Genomic DNA, 24,682 nt, shown 5'->3' with positions numbered 1-24,682 from the left:
CTGTCGCTTTTCCCGCAAGCGCTAGAGGGGCTTTGGGCTGAGAGCGCAGTCCTGGCGCCCGCCATGCACCAGCAGCGGCTTGCGTCCACCGCCCGGCCATAGAAAATCTATATGCCAATAGCTGATTATTTAACAAGAATATATTCTTTTGAGTTTTAAGTGCTTGCTCCGCACAATGGAGCATCTCCAGTACCAGCACCTTCGGGCGAAGCGACCATGACCTCTTTAAAACTCAAGACTCTCCTGGCCTCCCTGGCCCTGGCCGCCAGCGGCATGGCCGCCGCGCAGAACTCGCTGCTCAATGTCTCGTACGACGTGGCGCGCGAGTTCTACAAGGACTACAACGCCGCCTTCACCGCCCACTACAAGAAGACGACCGGCCAGGACATCAAGATCGACCAGTCGCACGCCGGCTCCAGCGCCCAGGCGCGCGCCGTGAACGACGGCCTGGCGGCTGACGTGGTCACCATGAACACGACCACCGACGTGCAGTTCCTGGCCGACAACGGCGTGGTGGCCAAGGACTGGACCAAGAAATTCCCGCACGACGCATCGCCCACCACCTCGACCATGCTGTTCCTGGTGCGCAACGGCAACCCCAAGGGCATCAAGGACTGGGAAGACCTCATCAAGCCCGGCGTGCAGGTGATCGTGGTGAACCCCAAGACCGGCGGCAACGGCCGCTACGCCTACCTGGCTGCCTGGGGCGCCATCCGCGAAAAGGGCGGCACCGAAGCGCAGGCGGCCGAGTTCGTCGGCAAGCTCTACAAGAACGTGCCCGTGCTGGCCAAGGGCGGGCGCGATGCGACCGCCACCTTCCTGCAGCGCAACCAGGGCGACGTGCTGATCACGTTCGAGTCCGAAGTGGTCTCCATCGACCGCGAGTTCGGTGCCGGCAAGGTCGATGCGATCTACCCGTCGGTGAGCGTGGTGGCCGAGAACCCTGTGGCCGTGGTCGAACGCACCGTGGCCAAGAAGGGCACAGCCCAGCTGGCCAAGGCGTACCTGGACTACCTGTACTCTGACGAAGCCCAGGAAATCGCCGCCAAGCACGCCATCCGCCCGCGTTCGGAAGCCGTGCTCAAGAAGTACGCCGACACCTTCAAGCCGCTCAAGCAGTTCACAGTGGCCAAGTACTTCGGCTCGCTGACCGAAGCGCAGAAGGTGCACTTCAACGACGGCGGCCAGTTCGACAAGATCTACACGCCCGGCGCCAAGTAAGCCCGCGCGTTTCGTCTCTACCTCCGCACTTATGACCACCGCAACTGCAGTGGCCGCAGCCCCGGCCGGACGGCACGCGCCCAAACGCGTGCTGCCCGGCTTTGGGCTGACCCTGGGCTACACGCTTTTCTATCTGAGCATCATCGTGCTGATCCCGCTGTCGGCACTGATCTTCAAGACCTTCACCCTGACCTGGGAGCAATTCTGGGCCGCCATCAGCGCGCCGCGCGTGATGGCTTCGTACCGCCTTACCTTCGGCGCCTCGTTCCTGGCGGCGCTGGTCAACCTGGTGTTCGGCCTGCTGATCGCCTGGGTGCTGGTGCGCTACAAGTTTCCCGGCAAGAAGATTGTGGACGCGCTGGTGGACCTGCCGTTCGCGCTGCCCACCGCCGTGGCCGGCATCTCGCTGACCGCCTTGCTGGCCGGCAATGGCTGGGTCGGCAGCATCCTGGAGCCCATGGGCATCCAGCTGGCGTTCAAGCCTGCGGGCATCGTGATCGCGCTGATCTTCATCGGCCTGCCGTTCGTGGTGCGCACCGTGCAGCCGGTGCTGGAAGACGCTGAAAAAGAGCTGGAAGAAGCCGCCACCTGCCTCGGGGCCACGCGCCTTCAAACCTTCACCAAGGTCATCCTGCCCTCCATCACCCCCGCGCTGCTCACCGGCTTTGCCATGGCGTTCGCTCGGGCGGTGGGGGAGTACGGCTCGGTGATCTTCATCGCCGGCAACATGCCCATGGTGTCTGAAATCACGCCGCTCATCATCATCGGCAAGCTAGAGCAGTACGACTACGCCGGCGCCACCGCCGTGGCGGTGGTCATGCTGGTCATCTCGTTCATCCTGCTGCTCATCATCAATGCGCTGCAGGCCTGGCAGCGACGCCACGCAGGGGCTCCAGCATGAGCGGCAACAACTCCCGGACCATCCGCCGCGCACAGGCGGGCACGACCGAAGCGCCCTGGGTCCGCTACACGCTGATCACCATCGCGCTGGCCTTCATGCTGCTGTTCCTGGTGCTGCCGCTGGCCGCCGTGTTCGCAGAGGCCTTGCGCAAGGGCTTCGGGGCCTACCTCGAAGGCCTGCGCGAGCCCGACGCCTGGGCGGCCATCAAGCTCACGCTGATCACCGCCGCCATCGCAGTGCCGCTGAACCTGGTGTTCGGCGTCGCGGCCGCCTGGTGCATCGCCAAGTACGAGTTCAGGGGCAAGGCGTTCCTGACCACACTGGTGGACCTGCCGTTTTCCGTCTCTCCCGTGGTGGCCGGCCTGATCTACGTGCTGATGTTCGGCGCGCAGGGCTGGTTCGGCCCCTGGCTGCAGGCGCATGACATCAAGATCATCTTCGCCGTGCCGGGCATCGTGCTGGCCACGGTGTTCGTGACCTTCCCGTTCATCGCGCGCGAACTGATCCCGCTGATGCAGGCCCAGGGCAACGACGAGGAGCAGGCCGCCATCGTGCTGGGCGCCACCGGCTGGCAGACCTTCTGGTACGTGACGCTTCCCAACATCAAGTGGGGCCTCCTGTATGGCGTGATCCTGTGCAACGCACGTGCCATGGGCGAGTTCGGTGCGGTGTCCGTCGTGTCGGGCCACATCCGCGGGCAGACCAACACCATTCCCCTGCACGTCGAAATTCTCTACAACGAGTACCAGTCCGTGGCCGCGTTCGCTGCTGCATCGCTGCTGGCCTTGCTGGCCCTGGTCACGCTGGTCATCAAGACCATTGCCGAACACCGCAACGAGCAGGCGCAGAAGGCGGCTGCCGAATTGCCCCCCGAGCGGCCCACACCTGCGCCCGCCGCCCGCTGAAGGAACAAGACCATGAGCATTGAAATCCGTAACGTCAGCAAGCAGTTCGGCGACTTCCACGCACTGCGCGACGTGAGCCTGGACATCGCCTCCGGCGAACTCATCGCGCTGCTCGGCCCCTCGGGCTGCGGCAAGACCACGCTGTTGCGCATCATCGCGGGCCTGGAGACGGCCGATGTCGGCACCATCCACTTCAGCGGCGAAGACACCACCGACGTGCACGTGCGCGAGCGCAACGTGGGCTTTGTGTTCCAGCACTACGCGCTGTTCCGCCACATGACCGTGTTCGAGAACGTGGCCTTCGGCCTGCGCGTGAAGCCCCGCGGCGAGCGCCCGAGCGAGGCGCAGATCAAGCAGAAGGTGACCGACCTGCTCAAGCTTGTGCAGCTCGACTGGCTGGCCGACCGTTACCCCTCGCAGCTGTCCGGCGGCCAGCGTCAGCGCATCGCGCTGGCCCGCGCCCTGGCGGTGGAGCCCAAGGTGCTGTTGCTCGACGAGCCTTTCGGCGCGCTCGATGCCAAGGTGCGCAAGGAGCTGCGCCGCTGGCTGCGTCGCCTGCACGACGAGCTGCACGTGACCAGCATCTTCGTCACGCACGACCAGGAAGAGGCACTGGAGGTGGCCGACCGCGTGGTCGTGATCAACCAGGGCCGCATCGAGCAAAGCGGCTCCCCCCAGCAGGTGTGGGACCAGCCCGCGAGCCCCTTCGTCTACGGCTTCCTGGGCGATGTGAACCTGTTCCATGGCCGTGCCCACGAAGGCCTGGTGCACCTGGACGGCATGCAGATCGACTCGCCCGAACACCAGACCGCGCAGAACGCCAAGGCCTTTGCCTATGTGCGCCCGCACGACCTGGATGTGCAGCGCTACTCGCCCGGCGCGGGGCTTGATGCCGAAGGCCGCCCGCGCGGCATCGTGGCGCAACTCAGCCGCGCCATCGTGGTGGGCCCCATCGCGCGGCTGGAACTTATTCCATCCGACGATCACAAACCAGCGGACAATGCGTCCCCGGACCACTTGATCGAAGCGCAGATCCCTGCGCAGCAGTTCAAGGAGATGGGTTTCAAAGAGGGTGAAACGCTGGTGGTGACACCGCGCCGCGCCCGCGTTTTTCTGGACCACGCCGCGGGGATCTGATTCCCCCCTGAGTCGCCTTCGGCGCCATCCCCCTCTGGGGGACGCACCCGGTGGACTGGCGGAGCCAGATCCACGGGTGCACTGGCGCGGACCGTGCCCGTTTCACCGGCGGCACCGTTTGCAACGGCTTATTGGATGAGGGATAAAAAATGAACTGGTTGACCGCGAACCCGCGCCGTGTGCTGGCACTGATCAGCGCTGCCTGCGTGGCCATGCTGGCTTTTGGCATGTACCTGCAGCATGTGGTGGGCCTGGAGCCTTGCCCCATGTGCATCGTGCAGCGCTACGCACTGATCGGCGTTGCCATCTTCACCGGCCTGGCCGCCGCGCGTGACTCGCGCGGCTGGTGGATGTCGATGGCGGGCATTGCCCTTGTCGCCTCCGGCTTCGGCGCTTTCGTGGCAGCCCGCCAGAGCTGGCTGCAGTGGTACCCGCCCGAAGTCGCCACCTGTGGCCGCGACTTCTACGGCATGATCGAAAACTACCCCATCAGCCGCGCCATCCCCATGATCTTCCGCGGCTCGGGCGACTGCGCCGCCATCGACTGGACCTTCCTGGGTGGATCGATTGCCAACTGGTCGTTCGTCTGCTTCGTGGGCTTTGCGGTGGTGTTGCTGGCGTTGCTGGTGCGCGGCCTTCAGGGCGGTCGCCGCGGCGGGTCCGCCTACTCGACGGTGTGATGCCGCTGCAGTTGCACCGGATCTCGTGAAAAAAAGGCGCTCCTCGGAGCGCCTTTTGCATGGACCTGGCCTTCGCGCTTTAGGTCAAAGGCTTTTCTTCCGTCGGCACGGGAGCCGCCTCGTCCGGCACCTTGGGGGTGTCGGAGGCGTGATGTTCCATGGGTGTCTTCTTGCCGGGCTGCGGCGTTTTGTCGGCTCCGGGGGCGATCTCTTCGTTGTTGTGCTTCTTGGCTTGCTGGACTTTTTTGTCGTGGGCAATGTTGCGAGGGTCGGTCATCAAGGTGCTTTCTGTGGTGAAGCACCATCCTTGTGCCGCAACGCAACGCCAAGGGTAGGACAACCGGACGTTGACGTGCAGTGCGGCGATAGCGCGGTTGAGAGGCGGTTCGGGCAACAGTGCTGCGATTGACTGGAGGGCCAGGAGATCCTGGAGCACCCTGCGTTGTGATCGACTTGCGCGCGCTCGCTGTGCCGTCGTCCGGCGCTAGGGCGCTGGCTCTGCCGGAAACACCACCCCCAGCGTCCCGTCCACCCACGCCGGCAGCTTGTCCATCACGCGGGCCAGCAGCGGCGCCGCCTGCCAGTGCGCCAGCCAGGCCCGCAGATGGGGCCAGGGCTGGGCGTCCCACCACGGCGCATCGATGGCCGCGAACTGGCGCACGAACGGGCCGATGGCCATGTCGGCCAGCGCCGCATGGGTGCCGAACAGGTGGGGCTGGGCGGACAGGCGCGCGTCCAGCAGGCCCAGCCAAGCCGTGGCTTTGGCACGCTCGGCGTCGATGTCGGTGTCCGGGTAGCGACTGGGGTACTTGCACCGGTCGAGCGCGTGTTTGAACGGGCCATCGCATTCTGCAATCAGCGCCAGCATGTCTTGCAGATTGCCATCGCTGGGCGCCAGCCAGGCGCCGGGGTCTCGCCGCTGCAGGGCCCACAGCATGATGTCCAGGCTCTGGTCCAGCACCTGTCCGTCCGCCAGCACCAGCACGGGCACGGTCGCTTTGGGCGAGGCCTGCAGCAGGCCCTGGGGCTTGCTGCGCAATACCACCTCGCGCAATTCGCAGACCTGGCCGCTGACGGCCAGCGCCAGCCGCGCGCGCATGGCATACGGGCAGCGGCGAAAGGAGTAGAGAACGGGCAGGGCGCTCACGGGGGGCTGTCCTCGCCAGCCACCCCACCTGTCACTTCGCCAGTCGGCTCGTCCGCGACGAGGCGCCGCGCCGGGTTGCCCGGCTGGCGTGCGCCCAGGTGGGCTTGGCCGCGTTGGTCCGCCAGGTCCATCTGGCGCTGGCGCTCGGCCAAGGCGCGTTCCTGCTCTGGCGTGCGGGTGCCGTGGCAGTAGGGGCAACTCACGCCGCGCACGTAGTGCGGGGACTGCAATTCGGCCTCGCCCAGCGGCATGCGGCACGACCGGCACAGCTGGTGGTGGCCGCGCACCAGGCCGTGGCCCACCGACACGCGCTCGTCGAACACGAAGCAGTCGCCCTGCCAGCGGCTGGCGTCTTCGGGCACGGTTTCCAGGTATTTGAGGATGCCGCCTTCGAGGTGGAAGACCTCCTCGAAGCCCTGCGACTTGAGCAGCGCGGTGGACTTCTCGCAGCGGATGCCGCCGGTGCAGAACATGGCCACGCGCGGCTTGCCGGCCAGCACGCCGCCCGGTTGCGACTGCGCGGCCACCCAGGCCGGAAACTCCGCAAAGCTGCTGGTGTGCGGGTTGACGGCGCCCTGGAAGGTGCCGATGCCCACCTCGTAGTCGTTGCGCGTGTCGACCACCACCACGCTGGGGTCGTCGATGAGCGCGTTCCAGTCCTCGGGCTTCACATAGGTACCCGCGTTGCGCGCCGGGTTCAGGCCCGGCACGCCCAGGGTGACGATCTCGCGCTTCAAGCGCACGCGCATGCGGTAGAACGGCAGGCGCTCCGCATGCGCCTCCTTGTGCTGCAGGGCGGCGAACCGCGGGTCGCTGCGCAGCCAGGCCAGCACGGCGTACACGCCCTGCGGTTCGCCCGCGATGGTGCCATTGATGCCCTCGGGCGCCAGCAGCAGCATGCCGCGCACGCCGTGTGTGTCGCACAGGGACTGCAAGGGCTCGCGCAGGTCTGCAAAGTCCGGCAGGTCGACGAACTGGTAGAGGGCGGCGGTGAGAAAGCGGGGTGTGACCGAGTCCACAAAAATAGCGGGAGGGATGGGAAAAGGAAGGGGCAGGGGGCTGATGATAGCGGTCACTTTTCGTTACGATGTGCGTTGGGGCGCGCACGGCACGCTCTCACCACCGCGGGACGCAGGGCTTTTATGGGCAAGGAATCCACAGTCAACCTCTTTCGCCGGCTGGAGCAGCTCAACGGCATCGGCGCTGCGCTGTCGCGTGAGCGGGACATCGACCGGCTGCTGGAGAACATCCTGGAGGCCGCCAAGGCCATCACCGGCGCCGATGGCGGCACGCTCTACAGCGTGACGGACGACGGCACGGCGCTCAAGTTCGAGATCCTGCGCACGGACTCGCTGGGCATCCGCCTGGGCGGCACCACGGGCAAGCCCATCGACTTTCCGCACCTGCCGCTGCGCCACGCCGACGGCTCGCCCAATGATTCGCTGGTGGCCGCGCACGCCGCCATCCACGACCGCACGGTGAACATTGCCGATGCGTATGCCGCGGCGGGGTTCGACTTCTCGGGCACGCGGGCGTTCGATGCGCGCACCGGCTACCGCTCGCGCTCGTTCCTGACCGTGCCGATGAAGAACCACGACCATGAGCTCATCGGCGTGCTGCAGCTCATCAACCCGCACGACCCGGACACCGGCGACGTCACCACGTTCTCGGAAGCCGACCAGAGCCTGGCGGAGTCGCTGGCATCGCAGGCTGCCATCGCGCTCACCAACCGGCTGCTCATCACGCAGCTTGAGCGGCTGTTCGAATCGTTCGTGAACCTCATCAACCTGGCCATCGACGAAAAGTCCCCCTACACCGGCGGCCACTGCCAGCGCGTGCCGGCGCTCACCATGATGCTGGCCGAAGCCGTGAACGCCACGCAGAGCGGCCCGCTGGCCGGCTTCAGCATGAGCGACCGCGACAGGTACGAGCTCAAGATGGCCGGCCTGCTGCACGACTGCGGCAAGATCACCACCCCCGTGCACGTGGTGGACAAGGCCACCAAGCTGCAGACCCTGTACGACCGCATCGGCGTGGTGGACACCCGCTTCGAGGTGCTCAAGCGCGATGCCGAGCTGGCCGCGCTGCGCCGCCAGCTGGCGCTGCGCCCGGTGGTGGACGCGCGCGCCGAGGGCCAGGAGCTGCTGGGCCTGCAGCACGAGATCCAGGCGCTGGAAGAAGACCGCGACTTCCTGCGCCGCTGCAACACCGGCAGCGAAGCCATGCGGGCCGAAGACCAGCAGCGCGTGCGCGACATCGCCGCCCTGCGGCACTGGCGCAACCCGCAGGGCGTGCAGACCAGCTTTCTGACCGCCGAAGAGGTGGAGAACCTCACCATCCGCTCCGGCACCCTGAACCAGGCCGAGCGCGACACCATCAACTACCACATCGTCGCCACCATCAAGATGCTGGAGACGCTGCCCTGGCCCCGGCACCTGAAGAACGTGCCCGAGTACGCGGGCGGCCACCACGAGCGCATGGACGGCAAGGGCTACCCCCGCGGCCTGACGCGCGATCAGATGTCGCTGCAGGCCCGCATGATGGGCATCGCCGATATCTTCGAGGCACTGACCGCGGCCGACAGGCCGTACAAAAGCGGCATGACGCTGTCGCAGGCGCTGGCGATCATGTGCCGCATGCGGGACAACGGGCACATCGACCCGGACCTGTTCGAGGTGTTCGTGCGCGAAGGGGTGTACTTGCGCTACGGCCAGGAATTTCTCGACGCCGGGCAGGTGGATGGGGTGGACATCGCGGCGCTGGGGTTTGCGTAGCGCCGTCTTGGCCGCCTGACCCCGTCCGTGGACCGTGGAACGAACGCCTGCGCCACCCTGCCAATGCCGCTGCCAATGCCGCTGCACGTCTGAACGCCCCCGCGCCTCGGGCTTGTCTCCACCTCTGGCAAGGTAATTATTTGCTATATTTTTAATAGCTATTGGCGCCCGTCCAGAGAGCGATAGCTGCCTTTTTTATTCCAATTCATCGGTCTCGCTGCCCGCCTGGGCCATCAACCAGTCGCAGAAGGCCGCCATGGCGCCGGTGGCCGGGCGTGACTGCAGCCGCGTGATCCAGTAAGAGCCGCGCTGCAGCTCCTGCGGGAACGGCCGCACCAGCCGCCCCTGGCGCAGCTCGCGCGTGAACATGCGCACCGGCAGCAGGGCCATGCCTGCGCCCTGCGCAGCGGCCTCGGCCAGCGTGAGCGACGAGTCGAACACGGCGCCGCGCACCACCGGGCAGGGCGCGCCCGCCGCGTCGAACCATGCCGCCCATTCGTCGGCGCGATAGCTGCGCAGCAGTGGCTGGCGCGCCAGGTCGGCAGCGGTGCGCAGGCCGTGGGCCAGGGCGGGGGTGCACATCACCGACATCGGCGCGTCCATGATGCGTTCGGCGTGCGTGCCATGCCAAGCGCCGTCGCCAAACCGGATCGCTAGGTCCAGCCCTTCGCCGGCCATGTCCACCCGGTTGTTGTGGGTGAGCAGGCGCAGGTCCACGAACGGGCACGCCGCCTGAAAGTCGCGCAGCCGGGGCAGCAGCCAGCCGACGGCGAACGTGCCCACGGCGCCCACGGTCAGCACCTCGCGCGGGCGGGTGTCGCCCAGCTTCTCCAGCGCCCGCGCCAGGTTGGCGAACGACTCCACCACCACGGGCAGCAGCGCCTGGCCCTCGTCCGTCAGCGCCAGGCCGCGCGGCAGGCGGCGAAACAGCGGCTTGCCCAGGCGGTCTTCGAGCTTGCGGATGTGCTGGCTCACCGCGGTCTGGGTGACGTGCAGCTCCTCGGCCGCGCGCGTGAGGTTCAGGTGGCGCGCCGAGGCTTCGAAGGCGCGCAGGGCGTTCAGTGGCAGGTGCATTGCGAAGGCTGAGAGCGGATCACACAACTCGGCGCAACGGGTCGGGCCAGTCGCTGCGATGCGGACAGTGCGGTAGTACCGGGACCCGGGCGCCGCAGTGACGCCGAAAGAGTTGTGTGTGCCGCTCCAAGTTTTTGTTGGGGCTGGCGGCAATTATTGTCGATGGTGCTGCGGGCCCGGAGTCCTTATCGTTCAGGCCTTGTTTCCACTTCACTCCCCATTTTTATGCAAAGACGACAGTTTTCCTTGGGCTTGATGGCCGCTGCAGCGGTACCTCTGTGGGGTTGTGCCGGCGCCGGCAATGCCGCCGGCGGGCCGGGCAGTGCTGCCGGCAGCCAGACCGCGCGGGCCTGGAACGACACCCTGGCCGGTATCGAACGCTCCGCCCAGGGCCGCCTCGGTGTGGCCATGCTCGACACCGGCACGGGCCTGGCGCTGGGCTGGCGCCAGGACGAGCGTTTTGCCATGGCCAGCACCTTCAAGGCGGTGCTGGCGGGCTGGATGCTGGCGCTGGTGGACCAGGGCAAGGAGCGGCTGGATGCGCGCGTGCACTACGCCGCGGCAGATGTGGTGGCGTATTCACCCGCCAGCGGCCCCCGCGCGGGCGACGGTGGCGGCCTGACGGTGGGCGAGCTGTGCGCCGCCACCGTGAGCTTGAGCGACAACACCGCCGCCAACGTGCTGCTGGCGCGCCACGGCGGGCCGGCCGGGTTGACCGCCTTCGTGCGGTCGCTGGGGGACGGCATCACCCGGCTGGACCGCACCGAGCCCACGCTGAACGAAGCCAAGGTGGGCGACCCGCGCGACACCACCACGCCGCTGGCCATGCTGCAGACCCTGCAGAAACTGGTGCTGGGCGACGTGCTCACCCCCGGGTCGCGCGCCTGGCTGCAGCGCTGGCTGGTGGAGACCAGCACCGGCGACAAGCGCCTGCGCGCCGGCGTGCCGGGCTGGAAGGTGGGGGACAAGACGGGCACCACCGACAGCGGCACCTCCAACGACATCGCTGTGATGTGGCCGCCGGGCGGAGGTGCGCCGGTGGTGGTGACCTGCTACGTCACCGCGTCGACAGCGTCGGCTGAACAGCGCGATGCGGCGATCGCGCAGGTGGCGCGTGCGGTGGTGGCGGCCAGGCAGGGGTAGCTGTCAGTCTTGGTCGAGCCTCAGCCACAGCTCCATCGCTCGGGCTGGGTCTAGGCCGCCACCGACCGTTCGCGCTGGGCTCAGCCGCCACCGACCGTTCGGGCTGAGCCTGATCACCTCCCCACCGTTCGGGCTGAACCTGTCGAAGCCTTGCGCGGCGCTTCGACGGAGCTCAGCGTGAACGGTTTGTGGTGATGGGGTTGGGCATGCGAACCATGGATAGGTCTCAGTCACGGCAGGCCGTTCGGGCTGGGTCTGAGTTACCACGGACCGTTCGGGCTGGGTCTCAATCACCCCTGACCGCTCGGGCTGGGTCTGACCACCCCACCACCGTTCGGGCTGAGCCTGTCGAAGCCTTGCGCGGAGCTTCGACGGAGCTCAGCGCGAACGGATGTGAAGCTGCCGTGCTCTATGGTCACCCCAACTGAATACCGCAGACCGCTAACCAAAAACTCAGAGCTTCTTCACCAGCACCTGGCTCCTGCGGTCCCAGTTGTACTTGCGCTTGCGGGCATCCGGCAGCCAGTCCGGGTCCACCGGCTGGAACCCACGCTTGATGAACCAGTGCATGGTGCGGGTGGTCAGCACGAAGATGCTGTCCAGCCCCAGGATGCGGGCACGCTGCTCGATGCGCTTGAGCAGCTTCTCGCCGTCGCCCGTGCCCTGGCTCTGGGGCGACACGGTCACCGCAGCCATCTCGGCCGTCCGGGATTCGGGGTAGGGGTAGAGCGCTGCGCAGCCAAAGATCACGCCGTCGTGTTCGATGATGGTGTAGGTGGCGATGTCGCGCTCGATCTCGGTGCGGTCGCGCTTGACCAGCGTGCCGTCTTTTTCGAACGGCTCGATCAGTTGCAGGATGCCGCCCACGTCGTCGATGGTGGCTTCGCGCAGCTCTTCGAGCTTTTCGTCGATGACCATGGTGCCGATACCATCGTGCACGTACACCTCCAGCAGCAGCGACCCGTCCACCGCAAACGGCAGGATGTGGCTGCGCTCCACGCCGGCCTTGCAGGCCTTCACGCAGTGCTGGAGGTAAAAGCCCGTGTCGGTGGGCGTTTGCGCCTCGGGCAGCGTGGCCAGCAGGGCCTGCGCGGCGGCCAGCGGCAGCTCGGTGTCGATGGGGTTGTCTTCGCTCTCGGGCTCGTTCGGCTGCATGCGGATGCCGGGCACCTCGGTCAAGAAGATCAGCTTGTCCGCGCGCAGCTCGATGGCCACGCTGGTGGCCACTTCTTCCATGCTCAGGTTGAAGGCCTCGCCCGTGGGCGAGAAGCCGAAAGGCGACAGCAGCACCAGCGCCCCCATGTCCAGCGTGCGCTGGATGCCCGCCACGTCCACCTTGCGCACCAGGCCCGAGTGCTGAAAGTCCACCCCGTCCACGATGCCCACGGGCCGCGCCGTGAGGAAGTTGCCCGAGATCACCCGCACCGTCGCGCCCGCCATGGGCGTGTTGGGCAGGCCCTGGCTGAACGCGGCCTCGATCTCGTAGCGCAACTGGCCCGCGGCCTCCTGCGCGCAGTCAAGCGCCACCGAGTCGGTGATGCGGATGCCGTGCGAGTATTTGGCCGCATGCCCCTTGGCCGCCAGTTGCTCGTTCACCTGCGGGCGAAAGCCGTGCACCAGCACGATCTTCACGCCCATGGCCTGGATCAGCGCCAGGTCCTGCGCCAGGCTGTGCAGCTTGCCCGCCGCAATCGCCTCGCCGGTGAGGCCGATCACGAACGTCTGGTTGCGAAACTTGTGGATGTACGGCGCGACCGAGCGGAACCAGGGCACGAAGGTGAAATTGAAAACGGCGGACATGGCGGGTGGTGTGTGAAAGCCTGCGGTGTAAATCCGCTGTAGGCGCGCATCATAAGCATGCAGGGCATCCTTGTGGTGACCGCGCGCCTCATTGCGTGGCGCCGTGGCGCTGAAACAGCGCCAGCCGCTCGGCAAAGGGCTCCAGAACCAGCGAATCTTCCGCACCGCCGGACGACCCGGGCCGCACCGCGAGCGGCAGGCCCTGGGCCGCCAGCAGCGCCTGCATCTCGTCCTGCGCGATCATGCCGTGGTCCATCAGCGCACCCACCAGGGCATTGAGCGCGGTCTGGTGGCCGTGCAGCAGCGCCTGGGTGCGCTGGTACTGCGACTGCAGCAGGGCCTCGATGGCGGCATTGCTGGGGCCGACGTCGGTGTTGATGTGGTTGTCCATCTCCACCGTGGCGTCGGTGCGGCTGATGCGCGCGCCAAAGCCGTGGTGGCGCACGTAGCGCGCGGCCTCGCCCGTCACCTGCTTGTAGTCCTGCTCGGCGCCCGTGGTGCAGGCCATCTCGCCGAACACCAGCTCTTCGGCCACGCGGCCGGCCAGGCCCACGCACATCATGTCCAGCGCGTTTTGGCGCGTGGTGACCTTCAGGCCCGCAAAGCTGTTGTAGCCGCCTTCGAACGAGGCGATGTTGATCTTCACCTCCTGCGGGGCCTGGCCGAACAGCAGGCAGTAGACCAAGGCATGCCCGGCCTCGTGCACCGCCAGCAGCGCGCGAAAATCCGCGTTGGCGCGCTGCTTGAGGCGGTTGAGCTCCAGCGCCACCGCGAACTGGCGCTCGTGCGTGCCGCCGTGGGCGTCGGTGCCTTGCACGGCCAGGTGGCGGCGGTCTGCCGCGAGGTGGATGGCGAACACCTGCGACAGCGGCAGCGATTGCTCCATGACCCACAGCGTGGCCTTGACCAAGTTGGCGCTCAGGATGGCGTGCACCGACGAGAACAGCGGCCGCGTGCCCTGGGCGGGGAAGACCGCGTTGGCATAGATCTCGCGCTGCACGTCCTCTCCGATGGCAAAGTGCACGCCGCACTGGGCGGCCACATCCTGCACGTAGCGGTCGCACAGCTGGCGGATCAGCAGCTCGTACGTGGCGCGGCTGAAAGACGGGTAGATCACATGCTCGTTGCCCAGCCGCGCGATCTGTTCGGGCTTGAAGCGCTCGGACAGCGCCTTCTTCACGTCGATGATGGAGAGCTTGCGCGTGAGGCGGTGAAAGATGTCGGCGTCGGTATCGCAGTCTTCCACGCGCTGCGCGGTCTCGTGGTACATCTCGTCGAGGTTGCCGCACACGAAGACCAGCAGCCGGCTGTAGTCGGTCTCCCACGACTGGTTGGAGCGCTGGAACTCCATGTACATCGCCAGCACCTTGGCCGAAGGCCATTGCATGATCTCGGCCAGGGGTTCGGAGAGCTTGAGCATGCGCTTGAGCTCTTGCGCGTCCCATGCGTCGAGCTGGAAGCGGTAGGGCTTCTTGCCCGCGCGTTCGTTCTCGTCGTCCTCGGCGCGCTCGGCCTCGTAGTGGCTGTCGGCCAGCTTGCGTTCGATGTTGGACAGGGCCGTCAGCGCGGGCGGCAGGCGCCCGTCCGACAGCAGGGACCACACGTCCTGGTAGCGCTCCACCTTGGCCTCTTCGCCCTTGCGGTCCACCGTGCGAAAGCGCTGGAACTCGTCCAGCACCAGCATGCCCGGCGCGCCTTCGGAGATGCCGGAGTCCGCCAGCATGCCGGAGATGGTGGAGCTGCGGTAGCCCGCGCCGTGGCTGAAGCCGTCCATCTGCACTTCGACAAAGCGGTCGTAGAAGCCCAGCAGCTGGGCCAGGCGCCGCGTGAGCTGCGTCTTGCCCGTGCCGGTCAGGCCCCACAGGCAGACGATGACCGGGCGGCGGATGAGCTGCGGCAGCACGTACCAGGCGCGCACCGCATCGATCACGCGGTCGATGACCTCGTCGATGCCGACGAGCTCGGTCTTGAGTTGCGCCGCGGTGTCGGCCAGGTGCTGCTGGCGCTGGGCCAGTTCGGCGGCGGTGGGCAGCCGGTGTGTTGGCACAGCCGCTGCACTGTGCGCGGGCGGCAGCCCGTGCGGGGCCACGGTGGCGTCCACGTTCAGCGTGCGGGGTTCCGCCGGGTCGGGCGTTGCCCTGGATGCAGGTTGCCCTGGGTGCCCGGGTTGTCCTGGGTACCCAGGTTGGGCGGGGCCCCACGGCGCCCGCGTGTCCGCCAGTGCGGCGGTGGGATGGTTGTTGTCAGTCATGGAAAGAAAAGTCTGTTCGTGTCGCCTTGCGCAGGGCGACCTTGTCCGCGCGGCGCTGGGCGCCGGCGCTTCGGATGTGCTTGCCTGCCGCGCTCGACAGGCTGCGCTGGGCCAGCGCAGTGGCCACAGGGTTTCGGGGCGGGCCCGAGGCCTCGAGCTTCAGAACCAGGGGCTGCTTCATGCGGCGCAGCTTCTTGACTTGACCCTGGGCAAAGGCCCGAGAGATTTTTTGAGCACTCATGTGCACTCCACAAACAAAAAACCCCGGCAAGGTAGCCAGGGCTTGTGGAGCGCTGCACGGGGTGCAATAGCGCGCTTGTCGGCCTTGGCTGGACTTGTGAATGCACAGTCCAGCCGGGGCGGTGGACTGTGGTCAGGTGATTGCGGACAAAGGAACAAACATGGCGGTGACCTCCAGTGGTTTCAGCGGCTGCGTGGCGGTGTGCCCGTGGCTGAAAGAAAGAAGCGCGAATTGTGGCGAGGGCTCTGCGGCTTGGCAAGCGCTCAGGGCTTTGGCAACCTGCATCTGTCGCATGAAACGCACAGTGCGCTGCAGCGGGCGCGTGTGCGCTGGTGGCCGTGGGGCGGGGCGGGGTAGGTGCGTGCCGGGCTAGGCCCGGCGGCGGTAGCTCCAGCCGGCCGCGTGCAGCCATTCCTGCTCGTCGCGCGCCTGCACCACCAGCTCGACGAGATCGCGGCCGTCGTTGAGGGGCACCTGCACGGTCATGCCCGCGCGGTCGGGCGACAGCGGCAGCAAGAACTGGCTGTCGTCCCAGAACAGGTAGCCGGGCAGTTCGGGCAGTTCCCGCAGCGTCGCTGCCGGCACGCCGAACGCGAGCGGAATCGATTCGGGCGCCTCGTTCGCCAGTACCCAATGGCTGTCCAGGCGCGCCACCCACTGCGCGGGCAGGGGCGCTGCGGCGCGGGGCATCTGCTGCGCCATGGGCATGGTCACCCAGTAGTGCCCGGCGGTGGCGGGCTCGCGCGACAGCAGGTAGCGGCGGCCGTCGGCTTGCTCCCAGCGGTACTGGGTGCGCGGCTGCGCGTCGGACCACCACCAGCCGTCGCTGCGCAGGCGCAGCCCCGCGCTCAGCATCGTCCAGCCCCTGGCCTCGGCCGACCATACCCACAGGTCGATCTGCTGGCTGTCGGGCGAGGTGGCTTTCAGGGGCTTGGCGGACCGGCCGTAGATGCCCAGCACCGCATCGACCGCGCTGGCCGATGAGGTGGCCAGTGACGGGGCCGCCGTCAAGACCTTGGGCGGCAGCGCTGCCAGTTGCCCGGTCTCCTGCAGCGCCCGCAGCAGGATGCCTTCGGCCACCGGCCCGGGCTTGAAGGCCGATGCGCTGCCGGTGATCAGCAACGCCATGCCCGCCTGCGGCAGCACGTAGAAATCGCTCGAATAGAACATGGTGCCGCCGCTCTTTTGCCAGGCCAGCACGCCCGCGGCAGACAGGCCCTGCTGCTGCGCGCTGTCCCACCCCAGGCCCCACTGCCAGTCGGGTGTCAGGTCGGCGCGCAGGCCCGGGTTCTGGCCGCGGCCCATCTCCAGCACGCCAGCCCTGGAGACGACGCGCCGGCCGTCGTATTCGCCGCCTTGCAGCAGCATGGTGGCCAGCTTCATCATGTCGCCGGGCGTGGTGCACAGCCCGCCGGTGGCGTAGCCCATCACGAACTCCTGGGCCTGGCGCTGCTTGCGGATGTAGCCGTGGGCGAAGCTGCCTTCGGGCAGCGGCAGCAGGGTGTAGCCCGAGCGGGCCATGCCCAGCGGGTTGAGCAGGGCCGACTGCACGAACGCCGGGTAGGTCTGCCCGGTCACTGCGAGCACGATGCGCTCGATCAGCGTGAAGCCGTCGTTGCAGTACACCGCCAGCGCGCCGGGCGCGTGCTTGAGGTGGGCGTCGGCCAGCGCTGCTTCCAGCTCGGCGGCATAGCCTGGCAGCGGCGCGGTGGCGAACAGGTTGTGCGTGTGCGTGCCCGGCAGCCCCGATGCATGGCTGAGCAGGTGGCGCACGGTGATGTCGCGGTAGCCCGGCGACAGCATGGTGAACTGCGGCAGGTAGCGCACCACCGGCGCATCGAGCTGCACCAGTTGCCGGTCCACCAGCACCATCACGGCCAGCGCCGCCACCACCTTGCTCACGGAGCCCACATTGAAGCGCGTGTCCGGCGTCGCCAGCGCGCGGGTGGTGTCGTCCAGCACGCCGAAGGCCTCCTGCCACACCAGCCGGTCGCCCTGCAGCAGGGCGACGGAGGCGGCCCGCGCCTCGCTGCGCTGCATGGCCTGGCGGATCTCGCTGCGGCCCCAGGCCATGGTGGCCGCGAGCGTGGGGCCGGGGTTGCCGGTGCCTCCACAGGCCGGCAGCAGGGGCGCCAGGGCGGCGGCGCCGGCCCACGCCAGCCAGTCGCGGCGCGAGGGGTGCGGGGGCTGCGCGGGCGTGGCGCTGTCGTCCGGTGAAAAAGGGGTGGCTGATGTCTGCGGGAGCATGCGGTCAAAATCCTGAGGGGCACCCGCCACGCAGACATCGTCGGGGCGGAATGGGTTGTGCGCATTACATCCTGAAATCCACCCCATCAAAAAGTAGCACTCGGCAAAAAGACGGCACCGAGCGGGGCCTGCGCGGGTGCCGTGCGAGGTGCGGCGCGGCGGTGCGCATGGCCTGTGTTGCACAGGGCCAACGCCTGCCTCCGATAATGCGTGCCTTCATGACCGAATCCGCGCCTCCTACCTCCCCGCCAGCAGCAGCCCCGCCCACTGCCCCCAAAACCGCGCCGCTGCGCATCACCTTCCCGGAGTCGCTGCCGGTGTCGGGCAGGCGCGAGGAGATCATGGCGGCCATCGAGAAGCACCAGGTCGTGATCGTGTGCGGCGAGACGGGCTCGGGCAAGACCACGCAGCTGCCCAAGATCGCGCTGGCGCTGGGCCGCGGCAAGTGCAATGCCAAGCCCGGGCAGAAGGGCCAGCTCATCGGCCACACCCAGCCGCGCCGCATCGCCGCCAGCAGCGTGGCCAAGCGCATCGCCGAAGAACTGAACACGCCGCTCGGTGACGTGGTGGGCTTCAAGGTGCGCTTTCAGGACCGGCTGTCGCGCGATGCGTCGGTCAAGCTGATGACCGACGGCATCTTGCTGGCCGAGACGCAGACCGACCCGCTGCTCAAGGCCTACGACACCATCATCATCGACGAGGCGCACGAGCGCAGCCTGAACATCGACTTCCTGCTGGGCTATATCCGCCAGATCCTGCCGCGCCGGCCGGATCTCAAGGTCATCGTCACGTCTGCCACCATCGATGCGGACCGGTTTGCCAAGCATTTCGAATCCGCCAAAGGCCCTGCGCCCATCATTTATGTGTCGGGCCGCACCTTTCCCGTGGAGCAGCGCTGGCGCCCGTTCGAGGACACGCGCGACTACGGCCTCAATGAAGCCATCGCCGATGGGGTGGACGAGCTCTGGCAGGGCAATGCCGGTGGCGACATCCTCATCTTCCTGCCCGGCGAGCGCGAGATCCGCGAGGCGGCCGACCACCTGCGCAAGCACCTGGCCCACCAGCCGGTGATGCGCAACGCCGAGGTGCTGCCGCTGTTCGCCCGCCTGTCGCAGGCCGAGCAGGACCGCATTTTCGACGGCCACACCGGCCGCCGCCTGGTGCTGGCAACCAACGTGGCCGAGACCTCGCTCACCGTGCCGGGCATCCGGTACGTCATCGACGCAGGCACGGCGCGCGTGAAGCGCTATTCTTTCCGTAGCAAGGTCGAGCAGTTGCTGGTCGAGCCCATCAGCCAGGCGGCAGCCAACCAGCGCGCGGGCCGCTGCGGGCGCGTGGCCAACGGCATCTGCATCCGCCTGTACGACGAGGCGGACTTCAACGCCCGCCCGCGCTTCACCGACCCCGAAATCCTGCGGTCATCGCTGGCCGGCGTCATCCTGCGCATGAAGTCGCTGCACCTGGGCGACGTGGTGCAGTTCCCGTTCATCGAGGCCCCGTCCGGCCGCGCCATTGCCGACGGCTACCAACTGCTGGCCGAGCTGGGCGCGGTGGACGAGTCCAACGAACTCACGCCGATGGGCGTGGAGCTGTCGCGCCTGCCGCTGGACCCGCGCGTGGGCCGCATGATTCTGGAGGCGCGCGATCGCAAGGCGCTGGACGAAGTGCTGGTCATCGCCAGCGCCCTGAGCGTGCAGGACGTGCGCGACCGGCCCATGGAAGCCCAGCAGCAGGCCGACCAGGCGCATGCCAAGTTCGACGACGAAAAGAGCGAATTCAGCGGCTACCTCAAGCTCTGGAAGTGGATCAACGAGGCCCGCGGCGGCGCGCCCACGCTGCCCTCGGCCCGCGCGCAGAAGGCCATGGCCCACCAGCGCGCCCCGTCGCAGGCCCACCTGCCCGTGGCCCAGCGGCTGGTGGCCGCTGCGGCACCCGCGCCCGCTGTCGCCAGCGTCTCGGCCCAGGCGCCCACCCACAAGCTGAGCAACCGCCAGTACGAGCAGTTGCTGCGCCAGAACTTCATCAGCATCCGCCGCCTGCGCGAGTGGCGCGACATCCACACCCAGCTGCTCACCGTGGTCACCGAGCACAAGTGGCCCATCAACACGCAGCCTGCCAGCTACGAGCAGCTGCACCTGTCCATGCTGGCCGGGCTGCTGGGCAACATCGGTGCGCGCAGCGAAGAGGAAGACTGGTACCTGGGCGCGCGCGGCATCAAGTTCTACAAGCACCCGGGCGCGCACCTGTCCAAGAAGCCCGGCCGCTGGATCGTGGCGGCCGAACTGGTGGAGACCACGCGCCTGTTCGGCCGGGGGATCGCCGCCATCGAGCCGCAATGGATCGAACAGGTAGGCGGCCATCTGCTGAAAAAGCAGCTGCTCGACCCGCACTGGGAGAAGAAGTCCGCCGAGGTGACGGCGCTGGAGCGCGCCACGCTCTACGGCATCGTGATCTACAGCGGCCGGCGCATCAACTTCGGCAAGATCGACCCGTACGCTGCGCGCGAGATCTTCATCCGCGAAGCGCTGGTGGGCGGCAACTGGGAGACCAGGCTGCCGTTCTTGGCCGCCAACCAGAAGCTCATCGCCAAGGTCGAAGAGCTGGAACACAAGTCGCGCCGGCAGGACGTGCTGGTGGACGACGAGCTCATCTACGCCTTCTACGACCAGCAGCTGCCAGCGGACATCTGCAACGGCCACGGCTTCGAGGCCTGGTACCGCGAAGAGTCGAAGGCCAAGCCCGACCTGCTCAAGCTCACGCGCGAAGAGCTCATGCGCCACGAGGCCGCGGGCATCACCAGCAACGCGTTTCCCAAGACCGTGCGCCTGGGTGGGGTGGACTGCGCAGCCACCTACCTGCACGAGCCTGGCGACCCGCGTGACGGCATCACCGTGACCATCCCGCTGTTCGTGCTCAACCAGGTGAACGACGAGCGCTGCGAGTGGCTGGTGCCCGGCATGCTCAAGGACAAGATCCAGGCCCTGCTCAAGAGCCTGCACCAGCGCCCGCGCAGCCGCTTCGTGCCGCTGCCCGAGTCGGCCACGCGCCTGGCCGCGCTGTTCAACACGCCCGAGCGGTTTGGTACCGGCAGCCTCACGGACGCACTGCTCAAGCAGGTGCGCGACGAGACATCGCTCGATGTGAAGCGCGCCGACTTCAAGCTGGACATGCTCAGCCCGCACCTGTTCATGAACTTCCGCGTGGTGGACGAGCACGGCCGCCAACTGGGCCATGGCCGCAACCTGGGCGCCCTGAAGGCCGAATGGGGCGCCAAGGCGCGGGGCGCGTTCCAGGCGCTGGCGGGGCTCAAGCTCGGTGGAGGCAGCGGTGGTGGCGCTGCAGATAGTGCAGATAGTGCAAACATTGAGCAAAAACAGCCCCCACCGATTGCTGGGCGAGCGCAAGCAGCTATCGAATCAGGAGCAAAGGGCGGGGCGGGTGGCAAGGCCGCACCGGCTGCAGCGCCATCGTCTGCGCCGGCTGCGCCCGCGGGCCAGCGCTACACCGCCTGGACCTTTGGCGAGCTGCCGGAGCTGATGGAAATCAAGAAGAGCGGCCAGACCCTGGTGGGCTTTCCGGCGCTGATCAATGGCGGCGATGCGGTGACCATCGAAGTCTTCGACGAGCCCGAAGTGGCCGCCGCCAAGCACCGCGCCGGGCTGCGCCGCCTGTTTGCGCTGCAGATCAAGGACGCGCTCAAGTACCTGGAAAAGAACATCCCCGACCTGCAGAAAATGGCGGTGGCGTACATGCAGGTCGGCCGGTCGCCGGACGGCACCGGCGGCGGCACGCAGGAAGAACTGCGCGCCCAGATCATCGACGTGGCGCTGGACCGCGCGTTCCTGCTCGACCCGCTGCCCACCGACGAGTACGCCTTCAAGCGCCGCGTGGAAGAGGGCCGGGGCCGGCTGACCCTGATCGCCAACGAAGTGGCGCGGCTGGCCTCCGGCATCCTGGTCGAGTACGCCGCTGCCGCCCGCAAGATCAAGGACACCAAGAACGCCCCCGATGCCACGCAGGACGCGCAGCAGCAATTGCAGCGCCTGGTGCCCAAGCAGTTCATCGCGCAGGCGCCCTGGGCCCAGTTGGCGCACTTTCCGCGCTACCTCAAGGCCATCACCCTGCGCCTGGACAAGTACCGCGCCGACCCCGCCCGCGACGCCGCCAAGCTGGCCGAGCTGCGCCCGCAAGAGCAGCGCTACTGGCGCCTGGTGGCCGAGCGCAAGGGCGCGGTGGATGCGCGCATGCAGGAGCTGCGCTGGCTGCTGGAAGAGTTGCGCGTGAGCTTTTTCGCGCAGGAGCTGCGCACGCCGCAGCCGGTGAGCGTCAAGCGCCTGGACAAGCTGTGGGCGCAGATCCAGAGCTGACGCCGCAGCGGTCTGGCTGGCCCCGGGCGATGGCCTGGTGGTTGGCCCTGGTGCTGGCGGCGACTTTGCCGATGTGGTCGTTCTGGCTGGTGAACCGGTGGGGCGGCCACTACACCGAGTGGGTGTACTACGGCAACTACCGCGACGCGTTGTCTGTCTGCTTTCTGGTGTCCGCTGCTCTCGTGGCGGGCCTGTTGCGCATGCCCCGGCGGCATGCGGGGCTGCGCGGTATTGGCGGGCTCATCTTCGTGACGCTCTGGCTGCTTGCCGCAGCCCTGCCGCGCCCGAATTGTCCGGAGGCTGTAGGGCTGGGGAAGTACGGGGTGCCCATCCCCGACGATCAGGCAGAGGTGGCGTCGTGCGGCCACGGGGATGAGGTCCCGCGCGGGCCAGGCCATGCGGTGCGGCGCATACATCCCGGTCTTCAGTCCCTGGTCCAGATCCTGACCGTCACGTACATCGTGTAGCCCAGGGCCAGCACCATCCACACCACAAAGAACAGGTTCGCCCAGTACGGGCCGGAATGCTCCGCCAGGGTGTAGAGCTGCCCCTTGCAGCCTTTGCCGACGCATGGAATCTGCTGCAGCACCACGGCGCGCAGGGCCTCGAACAGGAGATAGCACGCCAAGCCGGCCACGAACAGAAAGCTGATGGGCCCGACAGGCGGCTTGGTGAGCTCATCGTTGTCGTCACGCCGGCCCTGGTGGAGCAGCTTCTGCCCGTACCGGTAGAAGAAGTATCCGACCAGGAGCATCAGTGCGTAGTAGGCGATGGTCAGCATGTCGTCGGGTCTTGAATGAAGCAGGGCAAAAAAGAACAGGCGGCGTGGTGACGATGGTAGCCGACGCCCTGCGGTGCCCTGGTGCTGCCGAAGCCGCAGTACAGCGCCGCCGGGGCCCGGTCCGCCGCGACGGCTGAGCGTCACCTGCGCGACGCTGCATCAGTGCCATCCCCAATGCCGTCGGGCACCATGCGAACTAGGCTGCGTTCTTCAAAGGAATCCCTGCTCCATGCGCCCTCACTACAAGTTCTGGCCCCACCGCCTGCCCAAGGCCATCACGCTGCCGTCCACCTCGCTGTGGGACAACCTGGCCATCAGTGCGCGCCGCTACCCGGACAAGGCGGCGCTGGTCTTTTTTGGCCGCACGCTGACCTACCGGCAACTGGTGGAAGGCGCCGAGCGCCTGGCCGCACGGCTCGCAGCCCTGGGCGTGCAGCGCGGCGACCGCGTGGTGCTGTGCATGCAGAACTGCCCGCAGCTCGTCATGGCGCACTTCGCCATCCTGCGCGCCAATGCGGTGGTGGTGCCGGTCAACCCGATGAACCGGGCCGAAGAGCTCAAGCACTACATCACCGACCCCGACACCAAGGTGGCGCTGACCACCGGCGACCTGGCCGCCGAGATGGCCAAGGCGAGCAACGCGCTGCCCGCTGCTGAACGACTGGCGCACCTGGTGGTGACGCAGTTCACCGATGCCTTCGATGTGAATGTGACCGGGGCGGATGCGCCGCCCGAAGCCTGGATAGAGTGGCTGGGCACACGCCACCCGCTGCCCGTGCTCGACGGCGGCCAGGCCCATGCGTGGACCGACGCGCTCGACATTGCGCAGGCGCCGCCCGAACTGCTGGTGGGCCCGGACGACCTGGCACTGCTGCCCTACACCAGCGGCACCACCGGCCTGCCCAAGGGCTGCATGCACCTGCACCGGAGCATCCTGCACAACGCTGCCGCCAGTGCGCTGTGGGGCACGGGGTCGGTCGACAGCGTCACGCTGGCCGTGGTGCCCATGTTCCACATCACCGGCATGGTGAGCGTGATGCACACGGCCATCTACTCGGCCGCCACGCTGGTCATCATGCCCCGGTGGGACCGCGACCTGGCCGGGCGCCTCATCTCGCGCTACCAGGTCACCAACTGGACCAACATCCCCACCATGGTCATCGACCTGCTGGGCAGCCCCAACTTTGCCAGCTACGACCTCTCCAGCCTGGTCTACATCGGCGGCGGTGGCGCGGCCATGCCGCAGGCCGTGGCGCAGCGCCTGCTGGAGCAGTACGGGCTGCGGTATTCCGAAGGCTACGGCCTGACCGAGACCGCCGCGCCGTCGCACTCCAACCCGCCGGACCACCCCAAGCAGCAGTGCCTGGGCATCCCGTTCATGAGCACCGATGCGCGCGTGGTCGACCCCGACACCCTGCAGGAAATGCCCGTGGGTGAGCAGGGCGAGATCATCATCCACGGCCCCGAGGTGTTCGAGGGCTACTGGAAACGCCCGGACGCCACGGCTTCGGCCTTCATCGAATTCGAGGGCAAGCGGTTCTTCCGCTCGGGCGACCTGGGCCGCATGGACGAGGACGGCTATTTCTTCCTGACCGACCGCTTGAAACGCATGATCAACGCCAGCGGCTTCAAGGTCTGGCCGGCCGAGGTCGAGGCGCTGATGTTCCGCCACCCCGCCATCCAGGAGGCCTGCATCATCGCCGCCAAGGACAGCTACCGCGGCGAGACGGTCAAGGCCGTGGTGGTGCTGCGCGCATCGCACAAGGACACCACCACCGAGCAGCAGATCATCGACTGGTGCCGCGAGAACATGGCGGTCTACAAGGTGCCTCGCATCGTGCAGTTTGTGAGCGCATTGCCCAAGAGCGGCAGCGGCAAGGTGATGTGGCGGGCGCTGCAGGAGCAGGAAGCGCAGCAGTAGGACGGCGGCCACTCGGCGCGCGCAGGCTCCGCTGCCTTCACTCCCTCTCCCCTCGCGGGAGAGGGCTGGGGAGAGGGGGCCGCATGCAAGGC

General features: G+C 67.6%; 19 protein-coding genes. 10 read left to right on the top strand and 9 right to left on the bottom strand.

Features of this window, described 5'->3' with window-relative positions; genetic code table 11:
• Window positions 1-216: 216 nt before the first annotated feature.
• The 5 genes from ASG27_RS14640 to ASG27_RS14620 all read left to right on the top strand — a co-directional run bounded on the left by ASG27_RS14640 (window position 217) and on the right by ASG27_RS14620 (window position 4,844).
• The gene (locus ASG27_RS14640) at window positions 217-1,221 is read left to right on the top strand and encodes a sulfate ABC transporter substrate-binding protein (protein ID WP_056412555.1); all 1,005 of its coding nucleotides are present in this window, start codon (window positions 217-219) and stop codon (window positions 1,219-1,221) included.
• Window positions 1,222-1,252: 31 nt separating this feature from the next.
• The gene (gene cysT, locus ASG27_RS14635; RefSeq protein ID WP_056412552.1) at window positions 1,253-2,122 is read left to right on the top strand and encodes a sulfate ABC transporter permease subunit CysT; all 870 of its coding nucleotides are present in this window, start codon (window positions 1,253-1,255) and stop codon (window positions 2,120-2,122) included.
• Complete coding sequence (gene cysW, locus ASG27_RS14630) at window positions 2,119-3,027, top strand: sulfate ABC transporter permease subunit CysW (protein WP_056412549.1); 909 nt, start codon at window positions 2,119-2,121, stop codon at window positions 3,025-3,027. The genes cysT and cysW overlap by 4 nt, the downstream gene beginning before the upstream one ends.
• A gap of 12 nt (window positions 3,028-3,039) precedes the next feature.
• A complete protein-coding gene (locus ASG27_RS14625; protein ID WP_056412545.1) occupies window positions 3,040-4,164 on the top strand; it encodes a sulfate/molybdate ABC transporter ATP-binding protein in 1,125 nt (374 codons plus the stop codon).
• 149 nt (window positions 4,165-4,313) lie between these two features.
• The gene (locus ASG27_RS14620; RefSeq protein WP_056412542.1) at window positions 4,314-4,844 is read left to right on the top strand and encodes a disulfide bond formation protein B; all 531 of its coding nucleotides are present in this window, start codon (window positions 4,314-4,316) and stop codon (window positions 4,842-4,844) included.
• Between the two features lie 79 nt (window positions 4,845-4,923).
• Here ASG27_RS14620 and ASG27_RS14615 read toward each other — a convergent pair whose 3' ends face one another.
• The 3 genes from ASG27_RS14615 to trhO form a co-directional block, all read right to left on the bottom strand.
• Window positions 4,924-5,121 carry a hypothetical protein gene (locus ASG27_RS14615; protein ID WP_056412539.1) on the bottom strand — a complete coding sequence of 66 codons (198 nt, stop codon included), beginning with the start codon at window positions 5,119-5,121 and terminating at the stop codon, window positions 4,924-4,926.
• A 207-nt stretch (window positions 5,122-5,328) separates the two neighbouring features.
• Window positions 5,329-5,991, bottom strand: coding sequence for a glutathione S-transferase (locus ASG27_RS14610; protein ID WP_235503920.1), 663 nt, complete (start codon window positions 5,989-5,991; stop codon window positions 5,329-5,331).
• Complete coding sequence (gene trhO / locus ASG27_RS14605) at window positions 5,988-7,010, bottom strand: oxygen-dependent tRNA uridine(34) hydroxylase TrhO (protein WP_056412533.1); 1,023 nt, start codon at window positions 7,008-7,010, stop codon at window positions 5,988-5,990. Before trhO ends, ASG27_RS14610 begins: the two co-directional genes overlap by 4 nt.
• 123 nt (window positions 7,011-7,133) lie before the next feature.
• Here trhO and ASG27_RS14600 point away from each other — a divergent pair, with 123 nt between their 5' ends.
• The gene (locus ASG27_RS14600; protein WP_056412529.1) at window positions 7,134-8,765 is read left to right on the top strand and encodes an HD family phosphohydrolase; all 1,632 of its coding nucleotides are present in this window, start codon (window positions 7,134-7,136) and stop codon (window positions 8,763-8,765) included.
• Window positions 8,766-8,960: 195 nt separating this feature from the next.
• On the opposite strand, the gene ASG27_RS14595 is transcribed toward ASG27_RS14600, so the two are convergent.
• Window positions 8,961-9,839, bottom strand: a complete 879-nt coding sequence (locus ASG27_RS14595; protein ID WP_056412527.1) for a LysR family transcriptional regulator — start codon at window positions 9,837-9,839, stop codon at window positions 8,961-8,963.
• A 225-nt stretch (window positions 9,840-10,064) separates the two neighbouring features.
• Here ASG27_RS14595 and blaACA point away from each other — a divergent pair, with 225 nt between their 5' ends.
• Window positions 10,065-10,982, top strand: coding sequence for an ACA family class A beta-lactamase (blaACA, locus tag ASG27_RS14590; RefSeq protein WP_056412524.1), 918 nt, complete (start codon window positions 10,065-10,067; stop codon window positions 10,980-10,982).
• 453 nt (window positions 10,983-11,435) lie between these two features.
• Here blaACA and argA read toward each other — a convergent pair whose 3' ends face one another.
• The 4 genes from argA to ASG27_RS14570 form a co-directional block, all read right to left on the bottom strand.
• Window positions 11,436-12,782 carry an amino-acid N-acetyltransferase gene (argA, locus tag ASG27_RS14585; protein WP_056412521.1) on the bottom strand — a complete coding sequence of 449 codons (1,347 nt, stop codon included), beginning with the start codon at window positions 12,780-12,782 and terminating at the stop codon, window positions 11,436-11,438.
• Between the two features lie 88 nt (window positions 12,783-12,870).
• Window positions 12,871-15,033: an AAA family ATPase gene (locus ASG27_RS14580; protein WP_235503919.1), complete on the bottom strand. Its 2,163-nt coding sequence runs from the start codon at window positions 15,031-15,033 to the stop codon at window positions 12,871-12,873.
• Window positions 15,026-15,274: a hypothetical protein gene (locus tag ASG27_RS14575; RefSeq protein ID WP_056168481.1), complete on the bottom strand. Its 249-nt coding sequence runs from the start codon at window positions 15,272-15,274 to the stop codon at window positions 15,026-15,028. Before ASG27_RS14575 ends, ASG27_RS14580 begins: the two co-directional genes overlap by 8 nt.
• Window positions 15,275-15,643: 369 nt before the next feature.
• On the bottom strand, window positions 15,644-17,521 hold the full coding sequence (locus ASG27_RS14570) for a serine hydrolase domain-containing protein (protein ID WP_056412518.1): 1,878 nt from the start codon (window positions 17,519-17,521) through the stop codon (window positions 15,644-15,646).
• 218 nt (window positions 17,522-17,739) lie between these two features.
• Between ASG27_RS14570 and hrpA the strand changes: the two genes are divergently transcribed.
• Both hrpA and ASG27_RS14560 read left to right on the top strand, forming a co-directional pair.
• Window positions 17,740-21,888, top strand: coding sequence for an ATP-dependent RNA helicase HrpA (gene hrpA, locus ASG27_RS14565; protein WP_056412747.1), 4,149 nt, complete (start codon window positions 17,740-17,742; stop codon window positions 21,886-21,888).
• Window positions 21,889-21,917: 29 nt separating this feature from the next.
• Window positions 21,918-22,355, top strand: coding sequence for a hypothetical protein (locus ASG27_RS14560; protein WP_056412515.1), 438 nt, complete (start codon window positions 21,918-21,920; stop codon window positions 22,353-22,355).
• Here the strand turns inward: ASG27_RS14560 and ASG27_RS14555 are convergent.
• The gene (locus ASG27_RS14555; protein WP_056412512.1) at window positions 22,313-22,669 is read right to left on the bottom strand and encodes a hypothetical protein; all 357 of its coding nucleotides are present in this window, start codon (window positions 22,667-22,669) and stop codon (window positions 22,313-22,315) included. The two genes, ASG27_RS14560 and ASG27_RS14555, sit on opposite strands and share 43 nt — an antisense overlap.
• A 229-nt stretch (window positions 22,670-22,898) precedes the next feature.
• Here ASG27_RS14555 and ASG27_RS14550 point away from each other — a divergent pair, with 229 nt between their 5' ends.
• Window positions 22,899-24,590, top strand: a complete 1,692-nt coding sequence (locus ASG27_RS14550; RefSeq protein WP_056412509.1) for a long-chain fatty acid--CoA ligase — start codon at window positions 22,899-22,901, stop codon at window positions 24,588-24,590.
• Window positions 24,591-24,682 lie beyond the last annotated feature (92 nt).

Origin of the sequence: Acidovorax sp. Leaf191 (assembly GCF_001424425.1) — a bacterium.
Taxonomy (GTDB): Bacteria; Pseudomonadota; Gammaproteobacteria; order Burkholderiales; family Burkholderiaceae_C; genus Acidovorax.
Note: the sequence above shows the minus strand (reverse complement) of the source record. Positions and strands in the feature narration are given on the sequence as shown.